The sequence below is a fragment of the Streptomyces sp. NPDC004134 genome (assembly GCF_042874195.1).
Taxonomy (GTDB): Bacteria; Actinomycetota; Actinomycetes; order Streptomycetales; family Streptomycetaceae; genus Streptomyces.
Map to the genome: position 1 here is coordinate 664,164 of NZ_JBIAMS010000001.1, position 14,543 is coordinate 678,706.

General features: G+C 74.2%; 14 protein-coding genes and 2 pseudogenes. 8 read left to right on the plus strand and 8 right to left on the minus strand.

Annotated features, from left to right (window positions below; genetic code table 11):
- Positions 1 to 3: 3 nt before the first annotated feature.
- From ACFYVJ_RS03090 to ACFYVJ_RS03110, 5 genes are all read left to right on the plus strand, one after another.
- The gene (locus tag ACFYVJ_RS03090; RefSeq protein WP_388886035.1) at positions 4 to 1,899 is read left to right on the plus strand and encodes a cytochrome c biogenesis protein ResB; all 1,896 of its coding nucleotides are present in this window, start codon (positions 4 to 6) and stop codon (positions 1,897 to 1,899) included.
- Positions 1,896 to 2,993: a c-type cytochrome biogenesis protein CcsB gene (ccsB, locus tag ACFYVJ_RS03095; protein WP_388886037.1), complete on the plus strand. Its 1,098-nt coding sequence runs from the start codon at positions 1,896 to 1,898 to the stop codon at positions 2,991 to 2,993. Before ACFYVJ_RS03090 ends, ccsB begins: the two co-directional genes overlap by 4 nt.
- A gap of 83 nt (positions 2,994 to 3,076) precedes the next feature.
- The gene (locus ACFYVJ_RS03100) at positions 3,077 to 3,436 is read left to right on the plus strand and encodes a cupin domain-containing protein (protein ID WP_388886039.1); all 360 of its coding nucleotides are present in this window, start codon (positions 3,077 to 3,079) and stop codon (positions 3,434 to 3,436) included.
- Between the two features lie 5 nt (positions 3,437 to 3,441).
- Complete coding sequence (locus ACFYVJ_RS03105) at positions 3,442 to 3,735, plus strand: hypothetical protein (protein ID WP_388886041.1); 294 nt, start codon at positions 3,442 to 3,444, stop codon at positions 3,733 to 3,735.
- A 93-nt stretch (positions 3,736 to 3,828) separates the two neighbouring features.
- Positions 3,829 to 4,620, plus strand: a complete 792-nt coding sequence (locus tag ACFYVJ_RS03110; RefSeq protein ID WP_388886042.1) for a phytanoyl-CoA dioxygenase family protein — start codon at positions 3,829 to 3,831, stop codon at positions 4,618 to 4,620.
- On the opposite strand, the gene thrS is transcribed toward ACFYVJ_RS03110, so the two are convergent.
- Together thrS and ACFYVJ_RS03120 are read right to left on the minus strand one after the other, a co-directional pair.
- Entirely contained in the window at positions 4,621 to 5,880 is a 1,260-nt protein-coding gene (thrS, locus tag ACFYVJ_RS03115; protein ID WP_388886044.1) for a threonine--tRNA ligase, read from the minus strand.
- Between the two features lie 163 nt (positions 5,881 to 6,043).
- Positions 6,044 to 6,863: pseudogene (locus tag ACFYVJ_RS03120) on the minus strand (GlxA family transcriptional regulator); the annotation flags it as partial.
- A gap of 16 nt (positions 6,864 to 6,879) precedes the next feature.
- On the opposite strand from ACFYVJ_RS03120, the pseudogene ACFYVJ_RS03125 reads away from it, so the two are divergent.
- Positions 6,880 to 7,050: pseudogene (locus tag ACFYVJ_RS03125) on the plus strand (cupin); the annotation flags it as partial.
- 9 nt (positions 7,051 to 7,059) lie between these two features.
- Here the strand turns inward: ACFYVJ_RS03125 and ACFYVJ_RS03130 are convergent.
- A complete protein-coding gene (locus ACFYVJ_RS03130) occupies positions 7,060 to 7,674 on the minus strand; it encodes a TIGR03086 family metal-binding protein (RefSeq protein ID WP_388886046.1) in 615 nt (204 codons plus the stop codon).
- Positions 7,675 to 7,738: 64 nt separating this feature from the next.
- On the opposite strand from ACFYVJ_RS03130, the gene ACFYVJ_RS03135 reads away from it, so the two are divergent.
- Positions 7,739 to 8,548, plus strand: a complete 810-nt coding sequence (locus ACFYVJ_RS03135) for a DUF6597 domain-containing transcriptional factor (protein ID WP_388886047.1) — start codon at positions 7,739 to 7,741, stop codon at positions 8,546 to 8,548.
- Between the two features lie 130 nt (positions 8,549 to 8,678).
- Here ACFYVJ_RS03135 and ACFYVJ_RS03140 read toward each other — a convergent pair whose 3' ends face one another.
- The 5 genes from ACFYVJ_RS03140 to ACFYVJ_RS03160 all read right to left on the minus strand — a co-directional run bounded on the left by ACFYVJ_RS03140 (position 8,679) and on the right by ACFYVJ_RS03160 (position 13,225).
- Positions 8,679 to 9,275, minus strand: coding sequence for a TIGR03086 family metal-binding protein (locus tag ACFYVJ_RS03140; RefSeq protein WP_388886049.1), 597 nt, complete (start codon positions 9,273 to 9,275; stop codon positions 8,679 to 8,681).
- Entirely contained in the window at positions 9,272 to 10,273 is a 1,002-nt protein-coding gene (locus ACFYVJ_RS03145) for a sigma-70 family RNA polymerase sigma factor (RefSeq protein ID WP_388886050.1), read from the minus strand. The genes ACFYVJ_RS03140 and ACFYVJ_RS03145 overlap by 4 nt, the downstream gene beginning before the upstream one ends.
- A 127-nt stretch (positions 10,274 to 10,400) precedes the next feature.
- Positions 10,401 to 11,234, minus strand: coding sequence for an SDR family oxidoreductase (locus ACFYVJ_RS03150; protein ID WP_388886052.1), 834 nt, complete (start codon positions 11,232 to 11,234; stop codon positions 10,401 to 10,403).
- 159 nt (positions 11,235 to 11,393) lie between these two features.
- Positions 11,394 to 12,677, minus strand: a complete 1,284-nt coding sequence (locus tag ACFYVJ_RS03155) for an MFS transporter (protein WP_388886054.1) — start codon at positions 12,675 to 12,677, stop codon at positions 11,394 to 11,396.
- Positions 12,674 to 13,225, minus strand: a complete 552-nt coding sequence (locus ACFYVJ_RS03160; RefSeq protein WP_388886055.1) for a GNAT family N-acetyltransferase — start codon at positions 13,223 to 13,225, stop codon at positions 12,674 to 12,676. Before ACFYVJ_RS03160 ends, ACFYVJ_RS03155 begins: the two co-directional genes overlap by 4 nt.
- A gap of 529 nt (positions 13,226 to 13,754) precedes the next feature.
- Between ACFYVJ_RS03160 and ACFYVJ_RS03165 the strand changes: the two genes are divergently transcribed.
- Positions 13,755 to 14,504 (plus strand): SDR family NAD(P)-dependent oxidoreductase, encoded by a 750-nt coding sequence (locus ACFYVJ_RS03165; protein WP_388886056.1) that lies wholly within the window; start codon positions 13,755 to 13,757, stop codon positions 14,502 to 14,504.
- Positions 14,505 to 14,543: the final 39 nt, after the last annotated feature.

A 14,543-nucleotide genomic window follows, 5' to 3' on the forward strand; every position in this document is an offset into this window, starting at 1 on the left:
GCCATGACCACGACCGACGAGCGCGAGCTGACGGCCGCCGCGTCCCAGTTGTCCACGGCACCGGTCGACGACTCACCGCAGAGCCCGGTGCCGGGCGGCTCGTTCGGGCGCGAGCTGGTGGCGTGGGCGCGCTGGTTCTGGCGGCAGCTCACCTCGATGCGGGTGGCGCTGATACTGCTGTTCCTGCTGTCGCTCGGCGCCATCCCCGGCTCGCTGATCCCGCAGAACTCGGTCGACGAGATCGCGGTCGGCCAGTTCCGCGAGCGGCACGAGACGCTGGGCCCGCTCTACGACAAGCTCCAGCTCTTCGACGTCTACAGCTCGGTGTGGTTCTCGGCGATCTACATCCTGCTGTTCATCTCGCTGGCCGGCTGCATCATCCCGCGCTCCTGGCAGTTCGTGGGCCAGCTCCGCGCCCGCCCGCCGCGTGCCCCGCGGAACCTCACGCGGCTGCCCGCGTACACGACGTGGGAGACCGAGGCCGACGCGGCCGAGGTGCGCGCGGCCGGGGAGCGGATCCTGCGGCGGCGCCGGTTCCGCTACGCCGTGGCGCCGGCCGGCGACGAGGGCGCGATCGCCGCCGAGAAGGGCTATCTGCGCGAGGCCGGCAACCTGCTGTTCCACATCGCGCTCTTCGTCCTCCTCGTCGCCTTCGCCACCGGGAACCTCTTCCGCGTCGAGGGCGGCAAGCTGATCGTCGAGGGCGACGGGTTCGCCAACACCCTCACGCAGTACGACGACTTCCAGGACTCCGCGTTCGGCGCCGACCTCGACTCGTTCGGCTTCACGCTGGACGACTTCACGGCGACGTTCGAGAAAGACGGGCCGCAGCGCGGCACGGCGCGCGAGTTCTACGCCGATCTGACCTGGTGGAAGGGTGCCGACGGCGAGCAGCACAAGGATCGCGTCGAGGTCAACCACCCGCTCCAGATCGACGACACCAAGATCTTCCTCATCGGCCACGGCTACGCGCCCGTCGTCACGGTCCGCGACGGCCAGGGCGACGTGGCGTTCAGCGGCCCGGTCGCGTTCCTGCCGCAGGACGGCAACCACACCTCCACCGGTGCGATCAAGGTCCCGGACTACCGGGACGAGAACGGTGAGAAGACCCAGATCGCCTTCCAGGGCTTCTTCACCCCGACGTTCGGCGGCTACAGCAAGGAGGGGATGGTCTCGCAGTTCCCGGGGCCCGAGTACCCCGCGCTGTTCCTCAACGCCTACCGCGGCGACCTCGGCGTGGACGCCGGCGTGCCGCAGAACGTGTACCAGCTCGACACCGAGCGGCTGAAGCAGTTCAAGCAGAAGAACGGCGAGCCGCTGCGGAAGTCGCTGCGGCCCGGCGACACGTTCACGCTGCCGAACGGGGCGGGGTCGCTGAAGTTCGAGCGGCTGGAGCGCTGGGCCAGCTTCCAGATCTCCCAGCAGCCCGGCAACTACTGGGCGCTGGGCGGGTCCATCCTCGCCATCGTCGGCCTCGCCGGGTCGCTGTTCATCCAGCGCCGGCGGGTGTGGCTGCGTACGGCGCCGGGGGCGGACGGCCGTACGGTCGTGGAGCTGGCGGGGCTGGGGCGCAGCGAGAGCGCGCGGCTGCCGGAGGAACTGGCGGACCTGGCGGTGGCGCTGCAGACGGACGGGGCACCCGCGGTGGCCACCGCGGACGACGCCGACGGCGACGGCGGCGGCGGCAAGGACACCGGCGAGGCCGCGGCCGGGGACAAGTCCGGCGCGGCCGGGGGTGGGTCCGCGGCGGCGGGTGCGAAGTCCGTAGAGTCCGAAGCCGGGCCCGCAGCCGGCCCGGCAGCCAAGCCCGCAGCCACGACGTCAGAAGAGACCGAGTCAGACGAACCCGACGAGCCCGAAGGGCCCGAAGCCAAGCCCGATGAAGGAGCGCGCGCGTGAACATCGCTGCCGCGACCGACCAGAACCTGGCGGACATCAGCAACGTCCTCATCTACTCGGCGATGGCCGTCTACGCCCTCGCCTTCTTCGCGCATGTCGGGGAGTGGGTCTTCGGCAGCCGTAGCCGCGTGGCCACGACCGCCGCCGCGCTCACCCCGCGGCAGGCGGCCGGCGCGGACGCGCCCGCCGTGACCGTCACGGTCAAGAAGCGCGGCGGCGGCACCGCCGTGCTGGAGCGCCCGAAGGTCGTCACCCGCGGCTCCTCCGGCACCCCGGCCGTGCCCGACGGCCCCGGTGCGGCGGGCGGCGACGAGCAGGGCGACGTCTACGGCCGCGTCGCCGTCGCCCTCACGGTGCTGGCCTTCGCGCTGCACGCCGCCGGGGTGCTGACGCGCGCCCTGTCGGTGCAGCGGGCGCCGTGGGGCAACATGTACGAGTTCTCCACGACCTTCTCCATGGTCGCGGTGGCCGCGTACCTCGGCTTCCTGGCGGCCCGCAAGAACATCCGCTGGATGGGCCTGCCGCTGGTCACCACGGTCCTGCTCGACCTGGGCCTGGCCGTGTCGGTGCTCTACACCGACAGCGACCAGTTGGTGCCGGCGCTCGACTCGTACTGGCTGTGGATCCACGTCTCGCTCGCCATCGCCTGCGGGGCGCTGTTCTACCTCGGCATGGTCGCGACGGTCCTCTACCTCTTCCGCGACCGCTACGAGGCGAAGCTCGCGGACCCGAAGGGCCCGCAGCCCGGTTCGTTCGCGCGCTCGGTGCTGAGCCGGATGCCGGCGGCGGCGTCGCTGGACAAGTTCGCCTACCGGGTGAACGCGGCGGTCTTCCCGTTCTGGACCTTCACCATCGTGGCGGGCGCGATCTGGGCGGAGAGCGCCTGGGGCCGCTACTGGGGCTGGGACCCCAAGGAGGTCTGGTCCTTCATCACGTGGGTCGCGTACGCCTGTTACCTGCACGCCCGCGCCACCGCCGGGTGGAAGGGCCGCAAGGCCGCGTACCTGGCGATCGTCGCGTTCCTCTGCTTCCTCTTCAATTACTACGGCGTCAACATGTTCGTCGACGGCCTGCACTCGTACTCCGGCATCTAGGACCCGTCCCGCGATACCTCCCTCTGTTTGCCGCCCTCGGCGCACGAAGCGCACACTGGAAGGGCAAGAAGGGAGGTATCGCGATGCTGGAAGTGAAGACCATCGAGAAGCCGGACGAACGACGCGACTTCCCGCGCGGTCACCTCGAAGCGGTGCACATGACCGGCCTGGACTTCGCGGTCGCGACTTTCGAGCCCGGCTGGCGCTGGTCGGAGTCGGTCAAACCCCTGGCGGGTACCGAAACCTGCATGGTGCACCACAACGGTTACGTCGTTCAGGGCCGCATGCACATCCTCATGGACAGCGGCCAGGAATCCGAGGTGCAGGCCGGCGACGTCTTCGTCTGCCCGCCCGGCCACGACGCCTGGGTCGTGGGTGACGAACAGGTCATCCTCTACGACTTCGCCGGCGCCATGGCGACGGAGTACGCGAAGGGAAGCTGAGGACGATGACGTTCGTGCAGCTCATCGAGTACGAGTCGGACAACCCCGAGGAACTGGGCCAGGCCATGGATGAATGGATGGCGGCCACCGAGGGGAAGCGCACGATGTCGCGGGAAATCCACGCACGGGACCGGGAAAGCAGCCGGCATTTCGTGGACATCGTCGAATTCCCGTCGTATGAACAGGCGATGGTCAACAACGACCTGCCGGAAACGCAGCGCATCGCGGGGCGGCTCCGCGAGCTGTGCACTTCCGAGCCCAGGTTCGTCGACCTGGACGTCGTGGACGACCGTTCCTGACAAGGGCACACGCCCGCACACGACCTGACGGCGCGCGCGCCGGCCTGGGAAGGCCCTCTGTTCCCGGACGTCCCCCGCGGTCATCCTGGGGCCATGGTCACCTCCAACGGCTACGTCCTCGACGAGTCCCTGCGCCGCCTGGGCGAGTTGCGGCCCGTGCCGGACGCCGAGCGGGGTGACCGCGAGGCGCTGTGGACGCGGCTGCGGCGGGAGGGGTATCTGTGGCTGCGGGGGGTGCTCGACCCCGGCGGCGTACGGGAGTTCCGGCGCTTCTACTTCGCGCACGTGGACCCCGAACTGCCCCGGGGCGAGCAGCGCGCCGCGCTCTTCGGGCGGGTCGTGCCCGGGGCGGAGTACGCGGCGTTCTGCCGGCAGCCCGCGGTGCGGGACTGGTACGCCTGGTTCCTGGGCGGCGAGCCGTTCCTGCACCGGCGCAGGATCCTGCGCCACACCCGGCCCGGCGAGGCCGGAATCGGCACCGCCACGCAGGCGCACTACGACCTCGTCTATCTCCGCGACGGTACGGACCGGGTGCTCAGCTCGTGGATCCCGCTCGGCGACTGCCCCGTGGAGCTGGGCGGGCTGGTGTATCTGGAGCGCAGCCACGTACGGGTCCTCGCGGCGGAGGCGGCGGGCACGCTGAAGCGCCCGGCCGCCTCGATCACCGCCGACCTGCCGGCGCTGGCGGAGGAGTACGACGCGCGCTGGCTCCTCGCGGACTACGCGGCCGGTGACATGGTCGTCCACTCCGCGCACATGGTGCACGCGTCGCTGGACAACACCGCCGCCACGTACCGGCTGTCGACCGACATCCGCTACCAGCGCGCCGACGAGCCCATCGACTGGCGCTGGCAGGAGCACTGGCACGACCTCGACGGGCTCTGATCAGGCGGCGGCCTCCCCCAGGTCCGGCCACAGCTCCGGGCGCCGCGCCGCCACCGCCGCCGCCATCCGCGCCACCGCCTCCGCCGCGGGCAGCGGCGCGGGCCGCCGCCCGTCGCGCAGCCGCAGCGCCGCCGCCCCGCCGGCCGCCTCCCGGGCCCCGACCACCACCTGGTACGGGGCCAGCCGGGCACCCCGTACCCGCGCGCCCAGGGTGCCCCGCTCGGGCCCCACCAGCTCCGCCCGCAGCCCCGCGGCCACGCACCGCCGCAGCAGCGCCTCCGCGGGCGCCAGCTCCGCCTCGCCCACCGGCAGCACCACCGCCTGCACCGGCGCCAGCCACGGCGGGAACGCCCCCTGGTGCACCTCCACGAGCTGCGCCACCGCCCGCTCCGCGCTGCCGACGACGGAGCGGTGCACCATCACCGGGCGGTGCCGCCCGCCGTCCGCGCCCACGTACGCGAGGCCGAAGCGTGCCGGCTGGTGGAAGTCGACCTGCACGGTGGACAGGGTCGCCTCGCGGCCGGCCGCGTCCAGCACCTGCACGTCGATCTTCGGCCCGTAGAAGGCCGCCTCGCCCTCCTCGGACCCGTAGTCGATCCCGGCCGCGGCCAGCGCCTGCTCCAGCAGCGCGCCCGCCCGCCGCCACAGCTCCGGGTCGCGCACGTACTTCGCGCCGGGGCCCGGCAGGGAGAGCCGGTAGCGGGCGGCTTCCAGGCCCATCGCCGCGTACGCCTCGCGGATGAGCCGCAGCGCGGCAAGCGCCTCGTCGGCGACCTGCTCCAGGGTGCAGAAGACGTGCGCGTCGTTGAGCTGGATGGCGCGTACGCGGGTGAGGCCGCCGAGGACGCCGGACAGCTCGGCGCGGTACATGCCGCCCAGTTCGGCGATGCGCAGCGGGAGTTCGCGGTAGCTGCGCTCGCGGGAGCGGTAGATGAGGGCGTGGTGGGGGCAGAGGCTGGGGCGGAGCACGACTTCCTCACCGTCCGGGCCGCCTTCGGGGCCGCCGCCGAGGCGCATGGGCGGGAACATGTCGTCGCGGTAGTGCTCCCAGTGCCCCGACAGCTCGTACAGCTCGCGCTTGGCGAGCACGGGTGAGTAGACGCGCTGGTAGCCGGCGCGCTGCTCGACGCCGGCGACGTACTCCTCCAGCGCCTGCCGCACGGCGGCGCCCGCGGGCAGCCAGTACGGGAGTCCGGCGCCGATGAGGGGGTCGGTGCCGAAGAGGCCGAGTTCGCGGCCGAGGCGGCGGTGGTCTTTCACGGTGGGGCTCCTCGCGGGTCGGTGGGGGCGGTGGCCGCCCGCGGGGGTGGTGCACGCCGAAGCCCCGGGGCGGTGGCCCCGGGGCTTCGGCTGGGTCGTGGGTCAGCGCGCCGGGACGGTGTCCGGCGTCGTCGTCTGCACAGCGCGCTTCATGCGGAGGAGGTTAGCAGGGCCGGGCGGCGGGCCCGGAACCCTTTTCCGGTACGGGCACGGGCGCACGCCCGGAGCCGGAGCCGGGGCCGGGCCCGGAGCCGCCGCCGGGGCCCGCTCCGGCCGCCGGGCCGAGGCGGGCGCGGTACGCCGACGGGCTCAGCCCCGTACGCCGCCGCACCTGCGTCCCCAGGTTCGCCGCCGTGCCCAGCCCGCTCGTCCGCGCCACCACCTCCAGCCGGTGCTCCCCGCGCTCGATCAGCCGGCACGCCAGCGCCACCCGCTCCCCCGTCAGCCACGCCAGCGGCGTGGTGCCCAGCTCGTGGACGAAGCGCCGGTGCAGCGTGGCTGGGCTGACGGCGGCGTACCGGGCCAGGTCGGCGACGGCCAGCGGCCGGTCGAGCCGCTCCGCCGCCCAGGCGAGCACCGGGGCGAGCGAGGCGTCCGGCACCGCGGGCACCGGGCGCTCGATGAACTGCCGCTGGCCGCCGTCGCGGTGGGCGGCGAAGACGAGCCGGCGGCTGCCGTGGTTGGCCACTTCGGCGCCGTGGTCGCGGCGGATCAGGTGCAGCCCCAGGTCCAGGGCGGCGGCGCTGCCGGCCGCGGTGAGCACGTCGCCGTCGTCGACGAAGAGCACGTCGCGGCGGACCCGTACGGCCGGGTGGCGGGCGGCGAAGCGGTCGGCCCAGTGCCAGTGGATCGCCGCCGGACGGCCTCCCCCACCGGCTACGCCCTTACTGGCGGGGGTACCCCCATTGCCGCACCCCGGCGGCGGCCAGCGCGTACGCGCCGGTGCAGAAGCTGACGAGCCGGGCCCCGCGCGCGGCGGCGCGGCCGGCCCAGCGCCCGCTGCCCAGGGGTGCCGTGTTCACCGTGCCGCGCGGCGTCGAGCACCGGCCCGTGGCCGCGCCCGGCACGGCGATCATGATGTTCGAGCCGGCCGGCACGGTGAACGTCGGCGACCGCCACGAGACGGTCCCGGCGCACATCCCGGCCACGACCGGCTTCGAGCTGGCGTAGCGCCCCGGGTCAGGCGGCCGGGTGCCGCGGGTCGCGGCCCGTCGCGGCCAGGGCGCGGTCGAACGCCGGGGCGTCCCGCGGTACGGGCACGGCGTCGGCGAAGCCGTCGTACTGCCGGTACATCTCGCCGTGGTCCTCCGCGACCCGCAGCACCAGCGCCGCCATCCCCGCCGACGCCCGGAACTCCTGCCCGGTCGCCCGCGCCACGTCCCAGCCGTGCACCGCCATCTCCTTGACGATCACCGCCGCCACCTCCCGCGCGGGCATCGACAGGAAGCCCAGGTCGACGTCCCCCTCCCAGGCCGCGGGCGCCGCCCAGGCGGCGAGGGCCAGGTCGAGCTGCGCCGCGTACGCGTCCGCCCAGCCGGGCTCGGCGGCGAAGTCGCGCTTCGGCAGTTCCTCGGGGAGCGGGGTGCGGTGGGCGCGGTGCTCCAGGCCGTGGGAGGTGAAGCAGACCCAGTGGTTGACGAGGGCGCGCACGTCCCAGTCCGCGCAGGGCGTGGGTGCCGCCAACTGCTCCTGCCGCACGCCCCCGGCCACCCGCGCGGCCTCGGCGGCGCACTCCTTCATCAGGGCGTACACATCGGCGTTCTCGCTCGCCTCTCGGCTGTTCTCGCTGCTCATACGGGCGAACGTACGGCCAGCGGCGCGGCCGGTCTTGAACAAACGCGACAGCTACGCTGCGCGTATGGCCGGCTCCGGATTCGACGACGCGCACGGCGTCCTGCACCCCGGCGAGCACGCCCGGCTCGCCTCACTCGACCGCCGCAGGCCGGGCGCGGCGCTGGCGCCGTTCGTCGACTGGTTCTGGCACGTGCGCTGGCAGTTGCCGGGCGCGGCCACGTACGACACGAAGGTGCTCACGCACCCGAACCTGCACCTGGTCTTCGAGGAGCCCGAGCCGCTGGTGTACGGGGTGCAGCGCGACCTGTTCGTGCGCCGGCTGGCGGGTGGCGGGCAGGTGCTCGGGGTGCGGTTCCGGCCGGGCGGCTTCCGGGCGCTGACGACGGGTCCCGTGGCGGAGCTGGTCGACCGGCGGGTGCCGGCGGCGGAGCTGCTCGGGCCGGGAGCGGCGGAGGTGAGCCGGGCGGTGCTGCGGACGGAGGGCCTGGCGGAGATGTGCGCCGTGGCGGAGGACTTCCTGCGGCCGCTGCTGCCGGCCGCGCCGGAACCGGCCGCCGAGGAGGCGGCGGCCGTGGTGGCGCGGATCGCGGCGGAGCCGGGGCTGCTGCGGGTGGACCAGGTCGCGGCGGGGGCGGGGATGTCCGTACGGCGGCTGCAGCGGCTGTTCGCCGAGTACGTCGGGGCGAGCCCGAAGTGGGTGCTGCGGCGGGCCCGGCTCCAGGAAGCGGCGGCGCGGGCGGACGCGGGGGCGGCGCTGGACCTCGCGGCGCTGGCGGCAGACCTCGGCTACGCGGACCAGGCCCACCTGACCCGGGACTTCACGGCGACGGTGGGCGCACCGCCGTCGCGGTACGCGGAGGGCACCCCGGGCTGAGCGGGTGCCCCGCGCCGGCGGGGGCCGGCCCCGTCACGGGCCGGCCCCGCGGCGCGCCGTGCCCGGTCCGTACGGCACGGGCCGCCCCGGCCCGTACGACACCGGCCGCGCACCGCCCCCGTACGCCGCCTCAGCCCGCCCAGTCCGGCCTGCGGCCCAGGTACGCCACCAGCCGCTCCCCCGGCTCCGCCCCCTCCCGCACCCACTGCACCGCCGCGAACCGCACCGGCCTGTCCTCCGCCGCCACGAACAGCGGCGCCAGCTCCAGCAGTTCCTCCGCCAGCGCCGGCGGCACCTGCTCCTCCTGCCCGCTGGCCCGCGCCAGGTCCCAGCCGTGCACCGCCAGCTCCAGCGCGCCCGTGCACGTCACCACCGCCGCCGCCAGCGGCAGGCTGCCGACCGTCACCATTTCCCGCCGCCGCACCGCCGCCCACGCACCGAGCAGCCGCCTGGCCCGGTCCCGTACCGCCTTGACCGGGTCGGCGAGGCTGTACGCGGCCTGCGGCTTGAGGGCGATACGGCCGGTGTCCGCGGCCTCGTTGAGCGCCGCGATGGAGTCGCCGACGTGCGCGAGGAGCTGCCCCAGGTCCCACTGCGCGCAGGGCGTGGGCCGCCGCAGGTCGCCGGGGCCGACGCGGTGCAGCACGCCCAGCGCGTACGTCACCGACCGCTCCAGCAGTGCCACGCCGCCGAGCAGCGCAGTGGGCGCGCTCCCATCGGGCCTCATCGGCTCCCCCCGCCGCTCAGGACGGCCGGCAGGCCGGCGGTGGCGAACAGGGACAGGTCGAAGAAGCAGCCGACGTGCGAGATCGCCCGCCCGCCGGGCGCGACGGTCAGCACGTGCAACGCGAACGGATGATGGTCACCGTCCGGGCCGCGGGTGTAAACGGCATACGCCGGCTGCCCGTTGTGACCCGCCGGCAGCAGCCGCGCGTCCCCGGGCGCGTACGGGCACTGCACGGAGACGAGCGTCGCCACCTGGTCAGGACCGCGGAACCACTCGGGCACCGGCGGCATCTCCCAGATGACGTCCTCGGTGAAGAGGCGCACGATCTCCCGTACGTCCTTGGTCACGAACGCCTCGACGTAGCGGTCCAGCAGCTCGCGCTGCGCCGCGCCCGCCGGCTCGGCGACCGACTCCTCGCTGGGCGCGGCCTTCTCCAACTGCGCCCGGGCGCGCTGCAACGCGCTGTTGACGGATGCCGTCGACGTATCCAGCAGCTCGGCGACCTCCGCGGCCTTCCAGCGCAGTACGTCGCGCAGCAGCAGCACCGCGCGCTGCCGCGGGGGCAGGTGCTGGAGCGCGGCGACGAACGCGAGCCGCACGGACTCCCGCGACCCGACGACCGCCGCCGGATCCGCCGCCGAAGGCTCGACCAGCACGTCCGGCACCGGCTCCAGCCACGGCACCTCGGGCCGCTGGGTCAGCTCCCCCGCCGGGTCGTCCCCGGGGCCGCCGAGGCCGGTGGGCAGGGGGCGGCGCTGCCGCCGCTCCAGCGCGGTGAGGCAGGCGCGGGTGGCGATGGTGTGCAGCCAGGTGCGCAGCGAGGAGCGGCCCTCGAAGTTGTCGTACGACCGCCAGGCGCGCAGATACGTCTCCTGCACCAGATCCTCGGCGTCGTGTACGGAGCCGAGCATCCGGTAACAGTGCGCAAGCAACTCGCGCCGGTAGGGGTCGGACAACCGGAGGAAGTCCTCCTCGGCCGCCGTGTTCACCGTAGCCATCGCCGATCCGCCCTCTCTGGTCGCTTCCGCGGCACCCGCTACTGGCATTGACTGCGTGATGCATGAGAACTCATCGCCGGAGGGGCGGCGGAGGGCGGAAAAAGATCGGGGGAAGGGATCGGGCGGATCAGGCCGCGAAGGCGTCGGCGTGGGCCTGCGCCCACTGCTCGAAGGTACGGGGCTCGCGCCCGGTGATGTCGTACACCGTGGGCAGCACCGGCGACTCGTCCAGCGCGCCGCCGCGGTAAAAGTCGAAGAAGGCGTCGACGTACTCCCGCGGCATGGCCGCCGCCATCTCCGCGCGGGCCGTCGCGTCGTCCAGGCCCTCGAAGCGCAGCGGCCGGTCGAGCACGTCACCGAGGACGGTGACCTGCTCGGCGGGCAGCAGCGGCTCTGGGCCCGACAATTCGTAGACCTTGCCCTCGTGGCCGTCGCCGAGGAGCGTGTCGGCGACGACCTCGCCCACGTCGTACGGGTCGATGCAGGCGACCGGCACGTCGGCGAAGGGGCCGCGCACCACGTCGCCGGCGCGCAACTGCGGCAGCCAGCGCAGGGCGTTGGCGGCGAAGGCGCTGGGGCGGACGACGGTCCACGGGATGCCGGCGGCGCGGACGGCCTCCTCGGAGCGGACCATGTACGCGGTGACGGCGTTGCCCATGTCGCCACTGGCGGCGGAGCGGCCGGACAGCAGCGCGACGCGGGCCACCCCGGCGCGGACGACCTGGGCGAGGAGGCCGGGCATGTCGCGGTAGCCGGGCAGCAGGAAGACGCCGTCGACGCCGGTGAGGGGCCCGGCGAGGGACGCGGGGTCGTCGAGGTCGCCGGCGACGGCGGTGGCGCGCGGGGGCAGCCCGGACAAGTCGCCGCCGCGGCTGAGCGCACGGACCTCGGCGCCCTGCTCGGCCAGCGCCCTGACCACCTCGGATCCGACGTTGCCCCCCGCACCCGCGACCAGATACATCCGGCACTCCTTCCCCGCCCGCCGGCCGCGGCCTCCGCGGTTCCGCGCGCTCGGCAAGCTCACAGCCTCGCACGCCGGCAGCGCGGCTGTGCAGCCTGTCTTACGCCATGGACGGGTGCACGGCCGGGCGCGCGGCGGCAGCGCCCGGGCGCACCGCACTCACGCCGCGGCGGCCTTCGCCGGGGCCGCGGGGGCCGCCGGGAGGTCCATGACGTACCGCAGCCCGGACGGGAGGAGCCACAGCACGCTCAGCACGGCGCCGAGGGTGCCGATCCACATCGTCGGCCGCAGGCCGAGGACGGCGCCCAGGATGCCGGCGAGCACCGCGCCGACGGGCCGTACGCCGAAGTTGGCCGTCTGGATCACGCCCATCACGCGCGAGCGCAGGGTGGCCGGGATGACGGCGATCAGGTAGCTGTTCGCCGCGATGTCCATCACCGCGACACCGCAGCCGGAGGCGAACTGCGCGGCTGCCAGCATGGCCACCACCAGCGGCGCCGGACCGTCCGCGAGCGGCACGAGCGGCAGCGGCAGGCTGAATCCTGCGCACCCGGCGATGACGGCGGGCCCGAGCCCGATGCGCCGTACCACGCGCGGCGCGAGGTAGGCCCCGGTGAGACCTCCGAGCCCGAACATGGCGAAGACCAGCCCCAGCACGCCGGGGGACAGGCCCAGTTCGTCGGTCGCGTAGAGGACGAAGAGCGTCGCCAGAAACGTGTGGAAGAGGCTGAGCATCGCGACCCCCGTGATCAGCAGGCCGGGGGTGCGGTGGGCCGTCACCCAGCGGAACCCGTCGGTCGGGCCGGTGCCTTGGTGGCGCGCGGGCGGTGCCTCCTCGGCCCGGATGCGCCCCAGGCAGACGGCCGACACCAGGTACGTCACCGCGTCGAGCACGAGCGCGAAGGGGGCCGTCAGTACCTGGACCAGCCCACCGCCGGCGCCGGGTCCCGCGACCGCGGCGGCCGATCTGCTGCCCGAGAGCAGCGCGTTGCCGGCCACGTAGCGGTCGGCGGTGAGGACGGAGGCGTAGACGTGGTGGTTGCAGACGCGGAACAGCACGGTGAGGGCGCCGACGACGAATTCGGTCGCGTAGAGGTGCGTCATCGTCAGCGCGTCCATCGCGTACGCGACGGGCACGGAGGCGACGGCCGCGAACCGGCCGAGGTCGGAGACGATCATCGCCCTGCGGCGGTTCGCCTGCCGGTCCGCCCAGGCGCCGCCGGGGATCGACAGGAGCAGCGAGGGCAGCAGGGCGACGGCGGTCAGCCAGCCCATCTCGGCGGGGCCGGCGTCGAGCAGCAGCACGGCGGCGAGGGGGATGGCGAGGATCGTGATCTCGTCGCCGATCAGGGAGGTGCTGTGCGCGGCCCAGTAGAGGCGGAACCCCCGCTCCCGCAGCGGCCCGGCCTGGGGCGGTGGGTCGCGGGGGTCCGCGGCTTTCACAGCGCCAGCAGCATGATGTCGGAGACGGGCTTGTCGTCGCCCGGCCGCCACCGGCCGACCCTGCGGTAGCCCCAGGAGGCGTAGGCGGCGTGTGCGGGCGCCGCCTCCGCTTCCGTACGCACCGCGAGGGTGACCCGCTCGACGCCGAGCCCCGCGCGGAGTTCACCGTGCAGCCGGGCGGCGACGCCCTGGCGCCGGCGGTCGGCGCGTACGGCGAGCTCGACGATGCCGAGGGTGCGGCGGCCGGTCTCGGCGGCGAACTCCGGGGCCACTTCCTCGTCCATGGCCTTCCACCAGCCGGTCTCGGCGGGGAGGGGATAGCCGAAGGCGTAGCCCACGGGCTGCCCGTCGACGCGGGCGACGACGAGGCGGGCCCGGGGGAGGAAGACCTCCTGGGCGAAGCGGTCGACGAACTCGGCGATCTCCCTGGGGCCTTCGCTGTAGGGCGGCTCGACCCAGATCTCCTTGTACATCGGCAGCACGAGGTCGAGCTGAGCCGCGCACTCCAGCCCTTCCCACCGCTCCACCGCGATCGCAGACTGCACCATGGCTGGTCCTCCCGTCCCCCGAGACCGCCGGCTAGCCCCGGCCGCCCCCGACGGGGACACAGCGCCGCCGACTGCCGACACCGATGGTCCCCTTCGCGGAGGCGGGGAGGCGAACAGAACGGCGACTGCCGACGCCGACGCCGCCGCCCTTCGCCGTGGCCGGCACCTGCTCGGTCCGGCGCGTACCGACACCGATACCGCCCTTCGCCGTGGCCGGCACCCGCTCGGTCCGGCGCGTACCGACACCGATACCGCCCTTCGCCGTGGCCGGCACCCGCTCGGTCCGGCGCGAACCGACACCGATACCGCCCTTCGCCGTCGCCGGGCGGCGGGTGCCCATACCCGGACCGCCCTTCGTCGTCGCGGCAGCAGTGGTCGTCTCAGGGTCCAGGAGTGTGATCATCTGTACGGTCCTTCCGTCGTCGGACACCGGACGCCACACCCTCCCCCGCCGACCTGGGCGGAACCTTGTACTCACCTGGAATCCCCAGCCCACGGCCTCCGCCGGCCACCTGCTTATCCTGGGCGTATGCCTACCGCAGTCGTCACCGGCGCGAGCAGCGGCATCGGCGCGGCCACGGCCCGTCAGCTCGCCGCCGCCGGTCACCATGTCGTCCTCACCGCCCGCCGCAAGGACCGTATAGACGCGCTCGCCCAAGAGCTGACCGCCGCCGGGTACGCGGCCACCCCGTACGCGCTGGACGTCACCGACCGCGCCGCCGTGGACGCCTTCGCCGCCACCCTCGAAAGCTGCGACGTCCTCGTCAACAACGCCGGCGGCGCGCTGGGCACCGAGCAGGTCGAGGCCGGCGACCCCGCCGACTGGCGGGCGATGTACGAGGTGAACGTCATCGGGACGCTCAACCTCACCCAGGCGCTGCTGCCCGCCCTCGTCGCCTCCGGCGACGGCACGGTGGTCATCGTCACCTCCACCGCGGGCCACGCCGTGTACGAGGGCGGCGGGGGCTACGTCGCCGCGAAGTTCGCCGAGCACAGCATCGCCGCCACCCTCCGCCTGGAGCTGAACGGCCGCCCCGTACGCGTCATCGAGATCGCCCCCGGCATGACCCGCACCGAGGGCTTCGCCGTGACGAGGATGCGCGGCGACGCGGAGAAGGCCGCCGCCGTCTACGCGGGCGTGAAGGAGCCGCTGACGTCCGAGGACGTCGCGGACACCATCACCTGGGCCGTGACCCGCCCGGCGCACGTGAACGTCGACCTCCTCGTCGTCCGCCCCCGGGCGCAGGCCGCGAACTACAAGGTCCACCGCGAGCCGTAGAACCCCGGCGAAGAGCCCCGGCACCCGAATGGCCGCGCC

Excerpts from the sequence above, each read along its gene's own strand:
- ACFYVJ_RS03090 (WP_388886035.1), top strand. The coding sequence starts at position 4 with ATGACCACGACCGACGAGCGCGAGCTGACGGCCGCCGCGTCCCAGTTG.
- ACFYVJ_RS03100 (WP_388886039.1), top strand. The coding sequence starts at position 3,077 with ATGCTGGAAGTGAAGACCATCGAGAAGCCGGACGAACGACGCGACTTC.
- ACFYVJ_RS03105 (WP_388886041.1), top strand. The coding sequence starts at position 3,442 with ATGACGTTCGTGCAGCTCATCGAGTACGAGTCGGACAACCCCGAGGAA.
- ACFYVJ_RS03110 (WP_388886042.1), top strand. The coding sequence starts at position 3,829 with ATGGTCACCTCCAACGGCTACGTCCTCGACGAGTCCCTGCGCCGCCTG.
- ACFYVJ_RS03130 (WP_388886046.1), bottom strand. The coding sequence starts at position 7,674 with ATGAGCAGCGAGAACAGCCGAGAGGCGAGCGAGAACGCCGATGTGTAC.
- ACFYVJ_RS03135 (WP_388886047.1), top strand. The coding sequence starts at position 7,739 with ATGGCCGGCTCCGGATTCGACGACGCGCACGGCGTCCTGCACCCCGGC.
- ACFYVJ_RS03140 (WP_388886049.1), bottom strand. The coding sequence starts at position 9,275 with ATGAGGCCCGATGGGAGCGCGCCCACTGCGCTGCTCGGCGGCGTGGCA.
- ACFYVJ_RS03145 (WP_388886050.1), bottom strand. The coding sequence starts at position 10,273 with ATGGCTACGGTGAACACGGCGGCCGAGGAGGACTTCCTCCGGTTGTCC.
- ACFYVJ_RS03150 (WP_388886052.1), bottom strand. The coding sequence starts at position 11,234 with ATGTATCTGGTCGCGGGTGCGGGGGGCAACGTCGGATCCGAGGTGGTC.
- ACFYVJ_RS03160 (WP_388886055.1), bottom strand. The coding sequence starts at position 13,225 with ATGGTGCAGTCTGCGATCGCGGTGGAGCGGTGGGAAGGGCTGGAGTGC.
- ACFYVJ_RS03165 (WP_388886056.1), top strand. The coding sequence starts at position 13,755 with ATGCCTACCGCAGTCGTCACCGGCGCGAGCAGCGGCATCGGCGCGGCC.